Genomic DNA, 17,102 nt, shown 5'->3' on the forward strand with positions numbered 1-17,102 from the left:
TTCGGAAATCCGCATTATCGATACTTCGGAATGCGCAAGCTAACATTCCGAAGAACGGGCTTGAGCTGTAATTGTAGGCAAGATTTAGGTTGCCGTGCATCGGCTTTTTACAACACGATACAAACCTTTTCTTACAGACATAATTAAACTAATTAATTTACGCACACAACATTTGTTTCCTAAGTAAGAAACCTTTACTTTTACTAATAAATAGTATTTAATGGAAGTTTACAAATTTCGGGTAGAGTTTTTAGAGGATGCAAAAGAGTTTTTGGATGAACTTGACGAAAAATCCAGAGAAAAAATTGTGTATAATATATGGAAAGCAAGAAGCACAAACGACAAAGAACTTTTTAAGAAACTGCAAGACGAAATTTGGGAATTTAGGACGAAGTACAACAAAACTTATTACCGGCTTTTTGCGTTTTGGGATAAAATAGACAAAGCCGACACAATTGTAATCTCAACCCATGGACTGATTAAGAAAACAGACAAAATCTCGAAAACTGAAATTGAGAAAGCAGAAAAATTAAGAAAAAAATATTTTAACGAAAAGAATAAAGAGTAATGAAGACATATAGTTTAGAAAACTTGACCGACAAATATTTAGGTAAAAAAGGCACTAAAAAACGCGATGCGTTTGAAAACGAATTACGTCTGGATTTGCTGGGGCAAGCTATTAAGCAAGCTAGACAAGAACGCAACTTAACCCAAGAAGAATTGGGTGCACTTGTAGGCGTAAAAAAAGCACAAATTTCTAAAATTGAAAACAGTACAACTGACGCTAGATTTACAACAATTCTTAAAGTGTTTGAAGCCTTGGGTGCAAAAGTTAATTTTAACGTAGAACTGAACAGCAAAAAATTAGCCTACTAAAAATATGCCACCGCACTAAAAGGGACAAGTCAGGAGTGGTCGGCTTAGGACAAAATTAAACGGTAGTTTTTTGACTGGATTTCCATGCAAAACTGAATTTCGCACCTGCGAGATGTTTAGGTTTCTGCAATTGCGGAGCTTTTACATGTTCCGCAGGGCATATTGAATTTAAGATATTCCGTCTTCATGTCAAACTCATTTCGACATCTTTACTTTTTATAATAATAGAAGGTCCTGAAATAAATTCAGGATAACTTTCACCTATAATCTGCTGTTTTTATTTTTATACCGGCATTGGGTTCATTAACTTCTTTGCTAGGCAGTTTTTCGACAGGTAAAAAAACAATATCTAAATATTTTAAATTTTGTAACTTTGATTAGGACAGTAAGGCTTTAAAAACTAAAATCATGAACATTGTTACTTTAGAAAATTTAACCGAAAAACTAAAATATGCACCTTCTCCCATTTTAGAAAAAATATGGGAATATGCAGATGCTTTACTTGAAAAAAGTTCATCTAATTTTGTACTTTCTGATGAGCAAAAAAAGCATTTGAAAAAACAAAATAATGTGCCCTTAGAAGATTGTACCGATGCCAATGCTGTGTACAAGCAATTAGTAGAGAAGCATGAGTTATAAGATTGTTTTAACCCCAGATGCAGTACAGAATCTTGATGATGCGGTAGATTATTACAAAAACGTAGTTTCAGCTAAAGTGGCAAAACTCTTTGTTGAAGATTATAAAAAATCTTTCAAGGATATTTTGAGGACTAAGAACCTGTTTACAATTCGATAAAATAAAGTTGCTATAGCCAACTCGGTAGGATAGGCCTAGCAGCTGTTTGGAGGGAAAAACGCCTAAAGCTGCTTGCAGAGACCTACCGGTCTGCTCGTGCGAAGAGGATTCGCAGCCGTGTGCAGGAGAGAAGCCAAGGTAAGGCCTCGAATCATCGGTATTAAACAGCTTGGCGAATTTTTACCCAAAGAGATGCCAGCCTTGAATTTTTGCTACTTTTTTTTCAAGAAAAAAGTAGGACTCCCGTCCGGATAGGACAGCATTGGGTAAAGTGGAGGGCTCTTTCAGTTAAGAAAATAATAATTGTAAAATCTAAACAGACTCTAAATATTTTCAAATTTCCTTTGAAAATTTTCGAGGTTTACCAATGAAAAAATTTCCTTATATCATATTCTACACAATAAGCGAAGAACAAAAAACAATTATCATTAAAGCCGTTTTTCATACTTCGCAAGACACAGAAAAATATCCAAAATAAAAAATCAACTCCAAAAAGCTGGTTTTGTATTTTATACACAAGAGCTAGACGCTTGCACCAAAAATATTACTTAAAATTCCGTCCTTTATAAAACACTTCTTCACCAGTTGCCGACTGCGGTTGCACATTTGGAATTTTATGTTGTTGAGGAAAAGGTGTTTTTTCATCGGCACGAGATAAGGTAAGCAAAGGCAAATTTTCTTTTTTCGAATCAGTAAGTCCTTTTAACATTTTGCTTAGGTCGAAACATTTTTGCACAATAACATGCACTACTTCTCCTTCTCGCTGCAACTTCCCTTCTACCATAAGTAACCTTGCACCTAAAATTTCCTTTCTATATTTTTCAAATAAATGTTTAAATAAAACAAGGTTTACGAAACCTGTTTCATCTTCTATGGTGATAAAACAAACGCCACCAGCGGTTCCTGGCCGCTGCCTAACCAAAACTAATCCTGCTGTTTTAATTTTTATGCCGGCATTGGTTTTATAAACTTCCTTGCTAGAAAGAATATGCAATAAGCTTAATTTTTCTCTTATAAAACTTATCGGGTGCGCTTTAAGCGAGAGTGCTGTTGATGCATAATCTTGTACCACATGTTCTGATTTACTCATAAAAGGCAGTTCTACCTGAACTTCTTTTGCACTTTCTGATGGTTGTTCTTCAAACAGCGCAATCGGCCTATCTGCCAATGCAGAGATTTCCCAAAGCGCTTTCCGCCTATCCAATCCCATAGAACTAAAAGCATCGGCATCTGCCAAACGTTCTAAAGCAGCTTGCCCCACTCCTGCTGTCCGCATCTCTGCGATGGTTTTAAAACCATCGCCACGGGAGACTAACAATTGCAAAATTTCGGCTTCACTCATTCCCTTAATTTGTCTAAAACCCAAACGCATGGCTTTATACTTTCCACTTTGTTCTTCTAGCGCGTTATCCCAAGCAGAAAAATTTACATCTACGGGCCTTACTTCTACGCCATGTTTTTTAGCATCTATTACAATTTGTGCAGGTTGATAAAAACCCATAGGCATGCTGTTTAACAAGGATGCCGCAAAAACATCTGGATAAAAGCATTTTAGCCAACAAGAAACATAGACCAATAAAGCAAAACTTGCAGCATGACTTTCTGGGAAACCATAACTTCCAAAACCCTTTAATTGCTTAAAAATACGTTCAGCAAACTCTCTTGTGTAGCCCTTTTTTAACATGCCGTTAACCAATTTCTCCTCGAACTTATTCACCAATCCTTTTGCCTTAAAAGTGGCCATACTTCTACGCAACTCATCGGCTTCGGTAGGCGTAAAACCAGCTGCAACAATGGCAATTTTCATGGCCTGTTCTTGAAAAAGCGGAACGCCCAAAGTCCTACCCAAAATTTCTTCCAATTCTTTTGATGGATAGTCGATTGGTTCTTCACCATTTCTTCGCCTAATGTATGGGTGCACCATATCTCCTTGTATGGGGCCGGGGCGAACAATGGCCACTTCTATCACCAGATCATAAAAACACTTTGGGCGCAAACGCGGCAACATGGCCATTTGCGCCCTACTTTCTATCTGAAAAACCCCAAGCGTATCTGCATGACTGATCATTTCATAAACCCTTGGGTCATCTTGCGGGATATTGGCAAGGGTAAGGTCTAAATTATAATGCTGCTTTGCCAGATCAAATGCCTTTCTAATGCAGGTAAGCATGCCCAAAGCAAGCACATCTATCTTTAAAAAACCGAGTGTATCTATATCGTCTTTGTTCCATTCTATATTCGTTCTACCATCCATACGGGCATTTAAAATAGGGCATAGATCAGATAGCTTTCCTTGCGTAATTACAAACCCACCAGTATGTTGGCCAAGTTGCCTTGGGAAACCAATCATTTGTTCTGTAAGCTTCAACACCTTTCGCAAATGTGGATCATTTGGATTTAAGCCTTGCTCTATCAAACGTTCTTCTTCAAACCACTCGTTGGTAAATTTCCAAACCGATGCCGAAAGTCGTTCTACGGTATCAACAGATAAACCCATCGCTTTACCTACATCTCTTATCGCCCCTTTTTGATGTTGTTGCGTTACCGTAGCTACGATAGCCGCTCGATCTCTTCCATATTTTTCGTAAATGTATTGAATTACTTCCTCTCGCCGCTCGTGCTCAAAATCTACATCAATATCTGGCGGTTCGTTGCGGGCAGAAGAAATAAAACGCTCAAACAACAATTCAAATTTTGTGGGATCTACAGAGGTAATGCCCAAACAATAACAAACGGTAGAGTTTGCTGCAGATCCTCGCCCTTGGCAAAGAATGTGTCTATCTCGCGCAAAGCGAACAATATCATACACCGTTAGAAAATAAGAAGCATAATTCATCTCTTTTATAAATTTCAGTTCATAGTTGATCGAATCAACCATTTTTTGCGGAATTGGATCTCCAAAAGAATTTTTTGCACCTTCCCAAGCTAAATAAACCAATTCTTCCATTGGAGTTCTTCCCTCGGTTGTAATCTCATTAGGATAAACGTATTTTAACTCATCAAGAGAAAATTCACAAGCATCGGCAATATGTTGGGCATTGTTTATGGCCTCTGGATATTGCCTAAAAAGCCGCTGTATTTCTTCTTCTGTTTTTAAATGCCGCTCTGCGTTTTGGTTGAGTTTAAAACCAGCATTTTGTACTGTGCATTTTTCTCTAACACAAGTTAATACATCTTGTAATTCTCTGCGTTTTACATCATGATAATAGACATTGTTGGTAGCAACCAACGGAATGTTAAATTCTGTTGAAAGCTGTGCAAGACGGTATAAAATTTTATGGTCTTGACCTTGATAACTTCTGTATGCTGCAAGGTATAACGAGTTGCCAAAGGCTTTTTTGTATTCCACTAAATGCCGATGGAAATCTTCTTCAAAATTAAACGCTGCATTAAGTGAATTTGGAGGCAAGATTATAAAAATCATTCCTTCTGCATGTGCATATACATCGGCTTTATACAAATAACATTTGCCTTTTTCTGCTCTTAAGTTACCTAAAGTTAGCAAAGCTGATAATTTACTATACGCCTGTATATCTGTTGGATAAGCAAGCAAACTCGGGCCATCTAAAAGATCCAATCTACAGGCGGGGATAATTTTGAAGTCTATATTTTTTGTAGCTGCATGCGCACGCACTATTCCTGCCAAAGTATTCCTATCGGTGATTGCAATTTTCTTATAGCCATAAATAACCGCTTGCTGCACCATTTCTTCTGGATGGGAAGCACCTCTTAAAAAACTAAAATTTGTGGTTACTTGGAGTTCTGTGTACATGTTTTCATGATGAGATTAAGGTTGAGATTAAGACTGAGGTTAAGGTTGAGGTTGAGTGCTTTAGTCATGCCGAACTCGTTTCGGCATCTTTCTTTTTTCTATTGTCTGAATCAGGATTTGGAGGGTTTTAGGATGATAGGCGTCAAAATCTTGTTAGTCCATCAATCTTGAAAATCCTGATTCAGATGATTTTGAGCGACGAAAAAAGCCTACCGTTCTGGTGTGATGTTTTCCCAAGTACAAACCGGGACAGGCGCGGTCTCAATAGGACGATCTCTTTTATCAACCACCCCCAACCCCTCCTTGAAAATAAGGAGGGGAGCTATTGGCGCCCAGACTTTCAACCTTTAACTCGTAACCCGCAACTTTCAACGTATAACCTCTTTCCTATGCAAAAAAACCATGCAAAAACCATTTTCCTTGTATATTAGGTGCATAATGTCCAGATCTAAACACCCAATAACGTTTTCCATCTTCATCTTCTAACAGGTAATAATCTCTGTGTTCGCCTTCTTCTAACCACCATTCTCTTTCTATGCGTTCTGGCCCATCGGCTTTTTTAACCAAATGTGACTTGCCTTTGTAAATAAAAAGCATGGGCGGATAATCTGGAATGGGTGCTGTTACCTCTACCCTTTCTGGATAAACTAATAATTGTGTGGGTCTGGGTTTATCGGTTTTCCATGTAATAACAGGTTGTTCTGCAATAGAAGCGGCTTTTTTGATAGAGCGCTCTGGCCAATAATGTTCGGCGGGCAAATATTTTGCAATCATACTGCCACCTATTTTGGCTTCTATGCGATCTAACAACTCGGCAATTTCTTGTTCAGCAACTTCTTTTCCGCCTGTAAATAAAGCCTCTTGTTCTTCGGGGGCATCATCTACCTTAGTAGCTTCCAGCACAAAAAGTTCTATCCCCAATGCCGGCTTTATAGTATCTATTTTCATAGCTAAAAGCTTAAACAAATGTGGTAGATGATTTGATGGTTTATGTGTGCCAATAGATATTTTTATAATTTTCCCATCTATTCGGTAACAGGTTAAAACGGCATGTCTAACTCCTTTTCCATCTGCTTTTAAACGCAAGCATAACTTTTCTAAAAGCTTCTGTATGCCAATTTCTATCCCCGTAGCTGTACGTATAGGCTCTAAAGAAGGCAAGCTTTCTCTATAAGGTTCGGGAATTTGAATAGACACAAACTGTTCTTCTTTAATGCCCAAAGCTTGTTCCATTCGCAACAATAAACCTTCGCCAAAGCGCCGTCTTAGCACTGAACGAGGTATGTTTATAAAATTGCCAATGCGGTGCATGCCCAATTTATGCAGGCGCTTAAGAATTTCTTCTCCAGAATACCCTAGATTTTCTAAACTATCTAGCCGAAGCGCCGCTGGAGGCAAAGACAATAGTACATCAACTTGTTGGCCTGTTTTAACAATTGGGCTTATCTCTCCAAAACGAGCAACTGCCCAAGCCGCTCCAATGGTATCTGCAACGGCACCGCGCACTTCATACCCACGAAGCCGAAGTTTGCTAATTATTTCTGTATAATACGCCCGTTCCCCGCCCCATAAATGTGCACAACCAGAAATATCCATTACCAATCCATCTGGGGCATTTATGCCTACCCACGGCGTATAACGAATGCACCATTCTCCTAATTTTCTAAGTAATTTTAATTCCATGCCAGGTTTATAATCAAAAACTTCTATGTCTGGAACAAGTGCTTTTGCATCTGCAAGCGGCATTCCTGTTTTTAAACCTTTTTTTTCTGCAATGGAGTTTATAGCAGTAATTACTTTTCTGTTTTTCTCATTGGCTGCAAAAACAAAAGCAAGCGCTATCAACTCGACTTTATGAATGGCCAATCTATCTGGCAACAAGTGCCTGAACCATATAGACATGTAGCGCTTTTGCATTAAGAACCCGTTTTTAAATGGTTATTTTGATGAAGCAAAACGCTTGGTATTTGTTTACGCAATGGTTTAAATCCAGTTGCAGACCATTCTATTTGCCAAATGCCTGTTTGGCCGTTTTTAACTTTTAAAAGTTCTACTTGCCAATTTGGATAGCCTACGCCCGGCATTCCGTTTTCGGTAATACTAGGTAAAGAGCTAATGCGCCAACGTGCTAGGCAAGCAGTAGGACAAATTTTACTTTCATCGCTACGAAGCACAAAACCCGTTACCTTACTTTTTTCTACCGCAAGTTGTAGTCGGCGGGATTGGGCAAAATTGAGTTCCTTTAACTCCGTAACCACCGCCTGCAAACCATTGCATTTTAAGGCTTCTTCTGTTGCCCATAAAATATCTTTTTCGGTTTTTAAATCGATGAAAATAATTTTATCTGGCGCTACGCCAAAAATCTTTAAGGCTGGCGGGAAAAGCAAGCGTGAACTACTTATCCATATACAGGTGCCATTATTTTTCATCAATTTGGCTAGAAGTCCAGAAATAAAACCTCCACTAGCCGCGGCCTGTTCTTTTTCTGCACATAAAAACTCGTGAATGGCTCCTATTGGAAAAATTTTGTTTGGAAAGGAATGTTCTAAATCTCCCAAACCAAAACCTGCTGCCAATCTGCTTTCAACAGGCTTGAACCCTTCCAAATGCAAAATCTCTTTACGCAATTGAGAAATTATTTCTTGCTTATTTTTTTTCTGCAGACTTTCCATCACTTTAACTTATATGCAAATTTTGCTAAAATTTTTAGCATTTTAAAGGATTGTGGATAACTATTTTAGTATTGGGTTAAAGTTTAGGGGATTATTTGGTTAGGTGGTTAGTTGGTTAGTTGGTTAGGCGGTTAGTTGGTTAGGCGGTTAGTTGTTGAGTTGGTAAGTTTCGGCGGATGAAAGTTGAAGTTTAAGGATCGAAAATCTGGCGGTTAAAAAATTAATCTGAATCAGGATTTTCAGGATTGGTAGATAAACAAGATTAAAGTATTCAAAATCCCTTTCTTATTTTTAAGAAAAGATTGTGGGTTGTTCAAAAGAACTCGTCTCGTTGAATGCGCACCTGTCCATTCTCCCGCCGTTGAGCCAGCGAAATATCTCAAAAGAACAGTAAGCTTAATGCAATATAAACTGCCAAAGCCATCTCGCTAGCGCTAACGATCGAAGTGACATACTTTATTTGGCTTTTTGGCCAAATAAAGATATAGCGTAGAGCGTGTAAAAGCGCCCAAAAAAGACTTAGGTTGAGGCTGAGGTTAAGGTTGAGCAAAGAATAAGGAGCAAAGACTAAGCGCAAAATAACTCTATCCTTAAAAAGGTAAACAAGGTTTTACAAAGCATTTAAAAATATGTCTTTCCTTGGTTTGATTTTTGTTAAGAAGGAAGCAAAACAAAAACCTATGAAAAAATCATTTAAAATATTATCGCTACTTATTCTATCTAGTTCTGTTCTGATTACTTCTTGTAAAAAAAGCGACCCCATAGCGCCCGCAGCACCAAGTGGCGATAGCAATTGGAAATTTGGAGATTACACATACATAAGGGCGGCATCTTCTCAAAAATCTCAAACAAACGATTCTAAAACGCTTACCGTAATTGCAGTAAGCACAGCCGGTGTTGGTACTTATGGTGCATTTTCTGGCAGTGGATTAACATTATCGTTTTATAGCAACTTAGGTGTGGGAAAATACAATTTGGGCAATACCGAATTATTGGTAAGCAATCCCGGAACAAAAATTTTAGATGTATCATGTACCATTGGCACCGCGGTAAATACAGGAGCCACCTTATATACTCCAAATGCACTTAGTACTGATGTAACGGCAGATATTACCAAAGATGCCAACGGGCAATATCATGTAGCATTATCTAAACCAGTTACCTTGTTTAAAGATGTAGTTGTAGGTGGCGGAGTTCCTAATGCGGCAAATTCTTATGAGTTAACCATTAATAACGCGTATTGAGGTTGAGACCGAGGTTGAGGTTAAGATTAAGACCGATGTCTCCTATCTAAATATTAATTGAATCTCTAAGGCCTAAATATGTCATAATCGGTAAACAAATAAACAATTGGTTTATATTGCCAATCTTTGTAAATTATTCTAAATTTCTATACAATATGAGAAAAGCATTTGTAGCGATAGCAGCATTTTTAGTAGCTCTTACCATAATGTTGGGTTTCTATAACTCGTACTTATGGTGGATTGCTATTTTTACAGGGCCGTTTGTTTTGCTAGGCATTTATGACCTTTACCAACCTAAACACAGCATTGTTAGAAACTATCCGGTTTTTGGCAGGTTAAGGTATTTTATGGAAGAATTGAGGCCTAAAATTTACCAATATTTTGTAGAAAGCGATACCAACGGAACTCCTTATAACCGATTGAACCGTTCTTTGATTTACCAAAGGGCAAAAAAACAAAACGACACCATTCCTTTTGGCACGCAATTGAGTGTATACGATAATGGATATGAATGGCTAAGCCACAGCATTGCCGCTATTTCCCATCACGACCTAAACCTAGATCCGCGCGTATTGGTTGGTGGACCAGATTGCACAAAACCTTATTTAGCAAGTATTTATAACATTTCTGCTATGAGTTTTGGCTCGCTTAGTCAGAATGCAATTTTAGCATTAAATGGAGGTGCGAAGCTTGGCAACTTTGCGCATAATACTGGAGAAGGCGGACTTAGTGATTATCACCTAAAACCGGGCGGAGATTTAATTTGGCAAATTGGTACTGGCTATTTTGGCTGTAGAAATACCGATGGAACATTTAATTTTGATGCTTTTGCCGAACGGGCTAAAACCGAGCAGGTAAAAATGATAGAGATTAAGCTTTCTCAAGGTGCTAAACCTGGGCATGGCGGCATGTTGCCAGCCCAAAAAGTTACGCCAGAGATTGCCCGCATCCGTTTGGTGCCTGTGGGTAAAGATGTATTATCGCCACCTGCCCATTCTGTTTTTAGCACGCCAATAGGGCTATTGGAATTTGTACAAAATCTAAGAAATTTATCTGGTGGAAAACCAGTGGGTTTTAAATTGTGCATTGGGCGTAAAAGCGAATTTTATGCCATTTGCAAAGCGATGATAGAAACCAATATTTATCCAGATTACATTACCGTAGATGGCGGAGAAGGCGGCACAGGAGCTGCCCCGCAAGAGTTTTCTAATTCTGTAGGTATGCCGTTGAGAGAAGCGCTTGCTTTTGTGTACGATGTATTGAATGGATTTGACTTAAAGAAACATATTAAAATTATTGCTGCTGGAAAAGTGGCCACAGGTTTTGATATTGTAAAAAATATAGCCTTAGGTGCAGATATGTGCAACGCGGCCCGCGGAATGATGTTTGCTTTGGGCTGTATACAAGCATTGGAATGCAATAGAAATACCTGCCCAACCGGCGTTGCCACGCAAGACCAAAGTTTAATGAAGGGTTTGGTGGTGGAAGATAAAAAAGTAAGGGTAAAGAATTTCCATAACCAAACGGTTGCAAGCGCCGTAGAACTTTTGGGTGCAGCTGGTTTAAAAGAACCAAACCAAATGACCAGGGCTTATATAAATCGGCGGATCAGTCCAAGTAAAGTACAATCTTATTTAGAAACCTATCCTTATAGTCCGGTGGGTAGTTTGTTGCAAACCCCCTATCCTTCTCGGTTTGAGCTGGGCATGGCATTAAGCACTGCCCAAAGTTTTGCACCAACCGATTATAAAGTTTCTGCGGTAGATTATGCACATGCCAACCCGTACAACGAGTAGGTATTTTAGAGAAGCTTAAGTATTTGCTAGGGCATTCAACCTCATTTAAACGCACATAACCCCCCAACAACATAGAGAAAATGCTTAGGCTAATAAACTACGTAGTTTTAAGCAAATACCATAATAAACTAACACATACCATTACTATTAAAACAGTAACAAATTTAATAAAAATGGTTGAATGATAGTAAACCCCATTGTTCAATTGTTTTTTGGTATTGATGTACCTAAAATACGCAAAGCCGATGGTTATTCCGCCCAGAGCCACCAAAACAATACCAATAACGTGAGAATAACCTGTTTGCGGACCGGTTGGTTTTGCACCCAAAACTATAGCAATTTGTTTTACGAATAGCGAAAATTTAACTACTACAAAACCGAAGCCCATAATACCAATACTGGTACGAATCCAGGCTAAAAAAGTTCTTTCGTTGGCTAGATGATCACCAGCGGTTCCAGCGTTTATGTTGGTTTTATCTAATTGCGGCATAAAGTAATTGTTTATAATGGTCTAAAGTTAATTAATCAACTCTTAAAACAGAGCATCTTTATTTCTCTCAGAATTATAAAAATACTTTACAAGCCATAATCGTTGATAGAACGGGCATGTATTTTTTCAGTCAGCGCAGCCAGTTACCTTTCAGTTTTTTATGATGAAAATGTGCATGCTGTCAATCAAAGTAAATCGAATTTAAGTATTGACTTAGGTTTATTTCCGTTTATAAAAACTTAATGAAGGCAACATAGACCTATCTTTTGGCACTTCTGAATTGGTATAAAAACCAGATCCATTGTGTGCGAAGCAAATCCCCTCACCCTGATGTTCTGGGTTTATAGAAACAGCGGTCGGCGTTTTTAACAACGTAGTTGAAATCGTTTCGCCATTACTGCGATGCCAATACCACACACCCGCTTTACTTCTGAGCAAAATTTCTTGCCCATCTGGAGAAATATCTCCGCCAGTTATTTTATCAAAAGGCAGCTCGACCAATGGGATTAACATGGTAGTAGAAGATGTACTTTGAGGGTAACTTGCTTTGTAAACATAAGAATGATTGCTTTCTTTAGAAGCTATGTAAATGTCTTTACTAAGCGGGTCTATCATGAGAGATTCGGCATTTCTAGGTGCATTTGGGTATTTTAACGTGATACGATCAAATTGCGTAATAGAGAAATTTTGTTGCTCATCTCCCTTTGCGATTTCGGGCTCTAAAAACCTATAAATAGTTACCTCGGGATATACGGCATCATTATCTCCTATATTGCCTACATAAATATAACTTTTATCTTTTTCTGGACCAGGCCCAACTGCAATATCTTCCCAGTCTCTATTTTGGACTCCGAGTAGTGTAATTTTACCTATCGATTTACCATCAGTATTGATGATGTTAACCACAGGTGCATTACCGCTATCTTGGTGGATATATAAAATGCTTTCATTTATTCCGCTAGAAGCAACCCCACTTTGCTCAACCAAAGATTTATCTTGTAAAAAACAAGTTTTCGCAACGGAAGAAAAAACAGATAGATCTTTTTTAATGTCTAGTCCGTTATATTGTGCTTTGGTAAACTTTGAACTATCTATAGCAATTTTTTCTGCGGCAGTTTTGCTTTTTTTGCAATTCTGCAATAGCAACGTAAAAGAAAGCAGTATAAGGAGACAATGTTTCATAAGTTTAAAATAAAAGCGAGCAGTAGCGCTATTTGCCCAACTGCCCGCTTGTGAATAATTTATTAGTGTTGGTTTCCTGTACCATCTAATTGAAATGCTCCTATATCTTTTCCAGGAGGCGTAATCTCAGAAGAACCAAAATTAGGATCTACAGGCACTACGTTTAAAGCAGTTAGAGCACTTGTTAGTCCTTTTCCCGCACAAGGTGAATTAGATTTTAAATGAAAATCATAAACTCCTACAGAGGCAATTTTCTTAAAATTGGTTTGAGGCAAAGAATAATTTACGAACATCGGATCATTTTTGCCTACAACCGCTGCACCATTGTAGATAGCGCCCAAAGTGTAATTGGCAGGCAGAAACGAACTCGCCATAGGCACATCGTTAGTTTGCGGCTTAGTGATATAACCTGTTGGGTAAATTTCATTGGCAGTTTCTAGCGAAGTATTGTAACTAAACGTATTGCCATAAGACAGGTTGGTGGTATCGGCCAACGGATCGCCAACCACTCTAAATCCAAAACGGCAATCTACAATTAAATTGTTGTAGGCTTTGCCTCTTGCACCTTCCTCATAATTAATGGATCCACCTCTTCCGCTTTCTACCCTTCTATAACCATTGTTTACATAAGTGTTGTTGTACATGTTTACGTTACATTGTATAGGCGTACCTCCCTTGTTCGAAGCTTTTGTGCCTGTGGTTGCTGCACCAATAACTAAGTTGTAGGCCATATTACCAACACTGCCACTTTTTGCGTTCATTACATCGCCTCCAGTAAAACCACATTTTTCGAATGTGTTGCGCATAAGGTTAAATTTACCACCTTTTAATCTAATTGGGTCATCTATGCTGCCATAAACCCAGCTGTCTTCCATTACAAAAACACCATCGGTATTTTGAAACAGTACAACAAATGAGTTGTCGTTAGCTTTTGTACCCTCAACCGGCGGGTTGGTATATACGCCACCGCCAAACTCTATGTGTGTCCATTTTAAAACCAATAGTTTACAGGTTACATCGCAATTAATTCCTGTCCATAAGCCCTTATAAGCATTATCATCAATCGGGTTTAAATTAGGATCCGAAGATTTGGTTTTGTCTTCTACCGTAAAATAATTTGGCTGGTCTTTTGTTCCCAAAGAAAGCAAAGTTCCTTTTACAATAACATCTGCATTGTTTGTCATGTAAATCTTAACTCCTTTTTGTAACAAGAGTGTATCTCCCTCATTAACCGTTACGTCTCCGCTAATGGTGTAGGTTTTTCCAGTTAGCATTGTTCCTTTAATAGACCCTGTTAAAGGTGTTGCATCACTTACTGGCTGGCCAATTTGAAATGGCGGAGTAGAGATTTTGGCATCCTCTTTTTTAGAGCAAGAAACCATTGCCATTGTGGCGGTTGCAAATAGCATGCAAGATAAAAATTTGTTTTTCATGTTTAATTTATTTTTAAGTGCTAACATTTATAATTTATACCTCAATCCCAATAGGTAAGATGGTTTGTATAAATCTCTTTGAGTAAGTATATAACTAGAATTTTTCTGCTCTGGTAGCGCTAACTTGCCCGATATAAACGGATTAGGCTGTTTGATAATAATTTCGTACGGGGTGTTTAAAAGATTATTGGCCTTCGCATAAATTTTTAAATGATGGCCTATAGATTTTTCGGCAGAGAAATCTAATAACGTAGAAGCCCTTTCCCAATAGTCTAGGTTTCGGTATAAGGAAAGTTGTGCAATCCTTTCTCCGGTGTACACCGCGGCCAATTGAGCTTCTATACCGTTTTTTACATTTTTATAGAGCAAAGAAAAGTTTGCAATGTGTTCGGCCTGGCCCTGTAAAGGCCTGTCTTGATTTACGTAAATGGTAGTTAACCCACCACTATTCGGGTCTCTGTAATACAAACCCTTGTCTGACGAGATTTTTGAATGGGTATACGTGTAGTTTCCTGTTACACCCCATTGCCCAAAGTATTTTGTAAACATAAGTTCAGCGCCAAAATTTGTGGCATTTCCAAAATTATCTGGCCTTAACTCTTGGCCAGATGTAGTAGTTTGTTTCAGCGCAAACTCTATTGGATTTTGCAAGTATTTATAAAAAGCGCCAATCATAAAGGCATCCAATCCTTGGGGAAAAAGCTCGTATCGAAAATCCATGTTATCAATGCTGGTGTGTTTTAGGTTTGGATTTCCGTTGATGCTATAATACTCACTCGTACTCCCATCGGCAAAAGGAATTATATCTGCGTACGCAGGCCGACTTACTGATTTAAAGTAAGACAGTCTTAGTGCTTGTTGGGTGTTTAGGTTATACTTTAAGTGAAGACCGGGCAGCACATCCAAATAGGTAATGCTACCAGATTGCCCCGCAAAAGAAGCCGGCGCCGAGGTTACATAGTTTTGATCAGTATTTTCTACCCTAACTCCTGCTAAAACCTCTAGTTTTTTTGCCAATAGAAATTTCACTTGTCCATAAGCGGCACCTATATTCTCATCAAAAGTATAAACGCCAGGGTTAGATGCTGCTGAGCCATATCCGGCACTTGCTGGGCTAAATATAAACGTGGCGGCATCAATTCCGTTGTAAACCTGCGGAGTGCCATCTGCGTTTGGCTTAGGGGTAAAAGAATATTGGTTGTTGTAATTATCGCGGTTTTTATGCCGATATAAACCTCCGACACTTATGGCAATTTTTTGATTAAAAACAGGCTGCAGATAGTGTAGATTTAGGTAACCAGCCAAATCTTGGTCGGTATTGTGTTGCCAATCTCTATTCATTCCCAAAAGCAAAAAAGGTGTTTCGTATGCATTTCCACTGCCGTCTATTCCAGCTTTGTGCGTACTTTTTAATTGTCCAAAGTCTGGCAGTTCTCTATTTGCTTTAGAATATACTGCGGACCAATCGAAATTAAATTTTGGTGAAAGATTGTGTTTACCTTGCAATGTGGTATTAAAAATACCTTGTTTTTCAAACCTAGATCTATCGGCAATTTCTACCAAGCCTTGCCCCTGCCCAACACGCTGAATAGCCAAAACGGAATCGACCGAATGCCTATATTCTGCTTTGTTTAACTGCAAAAAAGTAGTGTATAAACTTAAGCTTGTTTTTGGGCTAACGCGATAATCTAATTTTAAATGCGTGCCTAAACGACTCTGTTGACTGGTATAAGTTCTAAAAAAACCATCGGTAAAAACTGGGCTACTATCTGTATTCTTATCTGGCGATGGATTTGGTTGGGTACTTGGCTGAAAGAAAATAGAATTTGCGCCACGGTAGTTATTTTGGTAGCTAAAAGCAGCAATTACACCCAATTTATTTTTAAAATAACGATTTCCAAAAGATAAACCTCCAGAATAATTGATGGGACTTTTTTTGGTTGAGTAATTGTAATTGGCCTTTGTAAAATCATTTACGGATGCCAAATAGCTACTGCCATTTACTTCGGCGGGAGATTTTAATTGGATAGCGCCTTTGTTGAAAACCTCAGCCGGCTGATCGAAGAAAATTTGACTATAACCAGTTGCCAAACTTGCGTTTAAAACCATCCGACTAGGTGCGTCTTTCATCACTATATTTATTGCACCGCCGCTAGCATCGGCTTCCATATTGGGTGTTAAAGACTTAACCACTTCCAATCTTTCCAACAAATCTGCCGGGAATATATCTAAGGGCACAAATCTATTTCGGTTATCAGGACTTGGTATCTTAACTCCATTAATTAGGGTAACATTATAGCGTTTATCCATTCCCCTAATTATTGCATGTTGGCCGTCTCCGGTGTTTGACCGCTCTATAGATACGCCAGAAACTCTTTGTAAAACGTTAGCCACCGTAATATCTGGAGAAAGCTGAATGCTTTTTGCCGAAACAATATTGCTTATGTTATTAGATTTTTGTTCGGCTCTACGTGCATATTTTTGTGAACCACCATCTTGATTTCCGATTACGGTTACGTCTTGAAGATCATTAACTGTTTTTTTTAGATATAACTTTAAAAAGATATTTTTATCGATTAAAACGGTTGTGTCTAAGCTTTTATAAGTTAAAGATGTGCAATGAATGCGATACCGATTTTTGGAAAGGTTTTTAAAAGTAAAAGACCCATCTAATTGAGTGGCAGCAGTTAGATTTATGGGTTGAATATGTACACTTGCCCCAACAAGTTGTTCTCCAGTAGAGGCATCTAGCAGCTTCCCTTTTAAAGTGTTTTGAGAAAAAGCTGAAGAAGTAATCAGCAAAAAAAGAAATGTAATGCGGTAGAAATTCATCTATTGTTA

14 protein-coding genes are annotated in these 17,102 nt (G+C 38.4%); 7 read left to right on the top strand and 7 right to left on the bottom strand.

Annotated features, from left to right (window positions below):
- The first annotated feature begins 220 nt into the window (after window positions 1-220).
- The 5 genes from ABIB40_RS12520 (at window position 221) to ABIB40_RS12540 (ending at window position 2,150) form a co-directional block, all read left to right on the top strand.
- Window positions 221-568 carry a type II toxin-antitoxin system RelE/ParE family toxin gene (locus ABIB40_RS12520; RefSeq protein WP_354359547.1) on the top strand — a complete coding sequence of 116 codons (348 nt, stop codon included), beginning with the start codon at window positions 221-223 and terminating at the stop codon, window positions 566-568.
- Window positions 568-876, top strand: coding sequence for a helix-turn-helix domain-containing protein (locus tag ABIB40_RS12525; protein ID WP_354359549.1), 309 nt, complete (start codon window positions 568-570; stop codon window positions 874-876). Before ABIB40_RS12520 ends, ABIB40_RS12525 begins: the two co-directional genes overlap by 1 nt.
- Before the next feature lie 408 nt (window positions 877-1,284).
- A complete protein-coding gene (locus tag ABIB40_RS12530) occupies window positions 1,285-1,515 on the top strand; it encodes a hypothetical protein (protein WP_354359551.1) in 231 nt (76 codons plus the stop codon).
- Window positions 1,505-1,672, top strand: coding sequence for a hypothetical protein (locus ABIB40_RS12535; protein ID WP_354359553.1), 168 nt, complete (start codon window positions 1,505-1,507; stop codon window positions 1,670-1,672). The genes ABIB40_RS12530 and ABIB40_RS12535 overlap by 11 nt, the downstream gene beginning before the upstream one ends.
- Window positions 1,673-2,009: 337 nt before the next feature.
- Window positions 2,010-2,150 (top strand): type II toxin-antitoxin system RelE/ParE family toxin, encoded by a 141-nt coding sequence (locus ABIB40_RS12540; protein WP_354359720.1) that lies wholly within the window; start codon window positions 2,010-2,012, stop codon window positions 2,148-2,150.
- Between the two features lie 66 nt (window positions 2,151-2,216).
- Here the strand turns inward: ABIB40_RS12540 and ABIB40_RS12545 are convergent, their stop codons facing one another.
- From ABIB40_RS12545 to ABIB40_RS12555, 3 genes are all read right to left on the bottom strand, one after another.
- Window positions 2,217-5,444 (bottom strand): error-prone DNA polymerase, encoded by a 3,228-nt coding sequence (locus tag ABIB40_RS12545; protein WP_502931061.1) that lies wholly within the window; start codon window positions 5,442-5,444, stop codon window positions 2,217-2,219.
- A gap of 387 nt (window positions 5,445-5,831) precedes the next feature.
- Window positions 5,832-7,361, bottom strand: a complete 1,530-nt coding sequence (locus ABIB40_RS12550; protein ID WP_354359555.1) for a Y-family DNA polymerase — start codon at window positions 7,359-7,361, stop codon at window positions 5,832-5,834.
- Complete coding sequence (locus ABIB40_RS12555; protein WP_354359556.1) at window positions 7,361-8,116, bottom strand: ImuA family protein; 756 nt, start codon at window positions 8,114-8,116, stop codon at window positions 7,361-7,363. Before ABIB40_RS12555 ends, ABIB40_RS12550 begins: the two co-directional genes overlap by 1 nt.
- Window positions 8,117-8,796: 680 nt before the next feature.
- On the opposite strand from ABIB40_RS12555, the gene ABIB40_RS12560 reads away from it, so the two are divergent.
- On the top strand, window positions 8,797-9,360 hold the full coding sequence (locus ABIB40_RS12560) for a hypothetical protein (RefSeq protein WP_354359558.1): 564 nt from the start codon (window positions 8,797-8,799) through the stop codon (window positions 9,358-9,360).
- Window positions 9,361-9,515: 155 nt separating this feature from the next.
- Window positions 9,516-11,156, top strand: a complete 1,641-nt coding sequence (locus ABIB40_RS12565) for an FMN-binding glutamate synthase family protein (protein ID WP_354359560.1) — start codon at window positions 9,516-9,518, stop codon at window positions 11,154-11,156.
- A gap of 97 nt (window positions 11,157-11,253) precedes the next feature.
- Here the strand turns inward: ABIB40_RS12565 and ABIB40_RS12570 are convergent, their stop codons facing one another.
- From ABIB40_RS12570 to ABIB40_RS12585, 4 genes are all read right to left on the bottom strand, one after another.
- Window positions 11,254-11,646, bottom strand: coding sequence for a YidH family protein (locus tag ABIB40_RS12570; protein WP_354359562.1), 393 nt, complete (start codon window positions 11,644-11,646; stop codon window positions 11,254-11,256).
- Between the two features lie 219 nt (window positions 11,647-11,865).
- Window positions 11,866-12,828: a hypothetical protein gene (locus ABIB40_RS12575; RefSeq protein WP_354359564.1), complete on the bottom strand. Its 963-nt coding sequence runs from the start codon at window positions 12,826-12,828 to the stop codon at window positions 11,866-11,868.
- Window positions 12,829-12,890: 62 nt separating this feature from the next.
- On the bottom strand, window positions 12,891-14,261 hold the full coding sequence (locus ABIB40_RS12580; protein ID WP_354359566.1) for a hypothetical protein: 1,371 nt from the start codon (window positions 14,259-14,261) through the stop codon (window positions 12,891-12,893).
- Between the two features lie 27 nt (window positions 14,262-14,288).
- On the bottom strand, window positions 14,289-17,093 hold the full coding sequence (locus tag ABIB40_RS12585) for a TonB-dependent receptor (RefSeq protein WP_354359568.1): 2,805 nt from the start codon (window positions 17,091-17,093) through the stop codon (window positions 14,289-14,291).
- Window positions 17,094-17,102 lie beyond the last annotated feature (9 nt).

It is taken from the genome of Pedobacter sp. UYP30, assembly GCF_040547165.1.
Lineage (GTDB): Bacteria > Bacteroidota > Bacteroidia > Sphingobacteriales > Sphingobacteriaceae > Pedobacter.

What these genes read in the sequence shown, in the direction of transcription:
- ABIB40_RS12520 (WP_354359547.1), top strand. Translation starts at nt 221, where the DNA reads ATGGAAGTTTACAAATTTCGGGTAGAGTTTTTAGAGGATGCAAAAGAG.
- ABIB40_RS12525 (WP_354359549.1), top strand. Translation starts at nt 568, where the DNA reads ATGAAGACATATAGTTTAGAAAACTTGACCGACAAATATTTAGGTAAA.
- ABIB40_RS12530 (WP_354359551.1), top strand. Translation starts at nt 1,285, where the DNA reads ATGAACATTGTTACTTTAGAAAATTTAACCGAAAAACTAAAATATGCA.
- ABIB40_RS12535 (WP_354359553.1), top strand. Translation starts at nt 1,505, where the DNA reads ATGAGTTATAAGATTGTTTTAACCCCAGATGCAGTACAGAATCTTGAT.
- ABIB40_RS12545 (WP_502931061.1), bottom strand. Translation starts at nt 5,444, where the DNA reads ATGTACACAGAACTCCAAGTAACCACAAATTTTAGTTTTTTAAGAGGT.
- ABIB40_RS12550 (WP_354359555.1), bottom strand. Translation starts at nt 7,361, where the DNA reads ATGCAAAAGCGCTACATGTCTATATGGTTCAGGCACTTGTTGCCAGAT.
- ABIB40_RS12555 (WP_354359556.1), bottom strand. Translation starts at nt 8,116, where the DNA reads ATGGAAAGTCTGCAGAAAAAAAATAAGCAAGAAATAATTTCTCAATTG.
- ABIB40_RS12560 (WP_354359558.1), top strand. Translation starts at nt 8,797, where the DNA reads ATGAAAAAATCATTTAAAATATTATCGCTACTTATTCTATCTAGTTCT.
- ABIB40_RS12565 (WP_354359560.1), top strand. Translation starts at nt 9,516, where the DNA reads ATGAGAAAAGCATTTGTAGCGATAGCAGCATTTTTAGTAGCTCTTACC.
- ABIB40_RS12570 (WP_354359562.1), bottom strand. Translation starts at nt 11,646, where the DNA reads ATGCCGCAATTAGATAAAACCAACATAAACGCTGGAACCGCTGGTGAT.
- ABIB40_RS12575 (WP_354359564.1), bottom strand. Translation starts at nt 12,828, where the DNA reads ATGAAACATTGTCTCCTTATACTGCTTTCTTTTACGTTGCTATTGCAG.
- ABIB40_RS12580 (WP_354359566.1), bottom strand. Translation starts at nt 14,261, where the DNA reads ATGAAAAACAAATTTTTATCTTGCATGCTATTTGCAACCGCCACAATG.
- ABIB40_RS12585 (WP_354359568.1), bottom strand. Translation starts at nt 17,093, where the DNA reads ATGAATTTCTACCGCATTACATTTCTTTTTTTGCTGATTACTTCTTCA.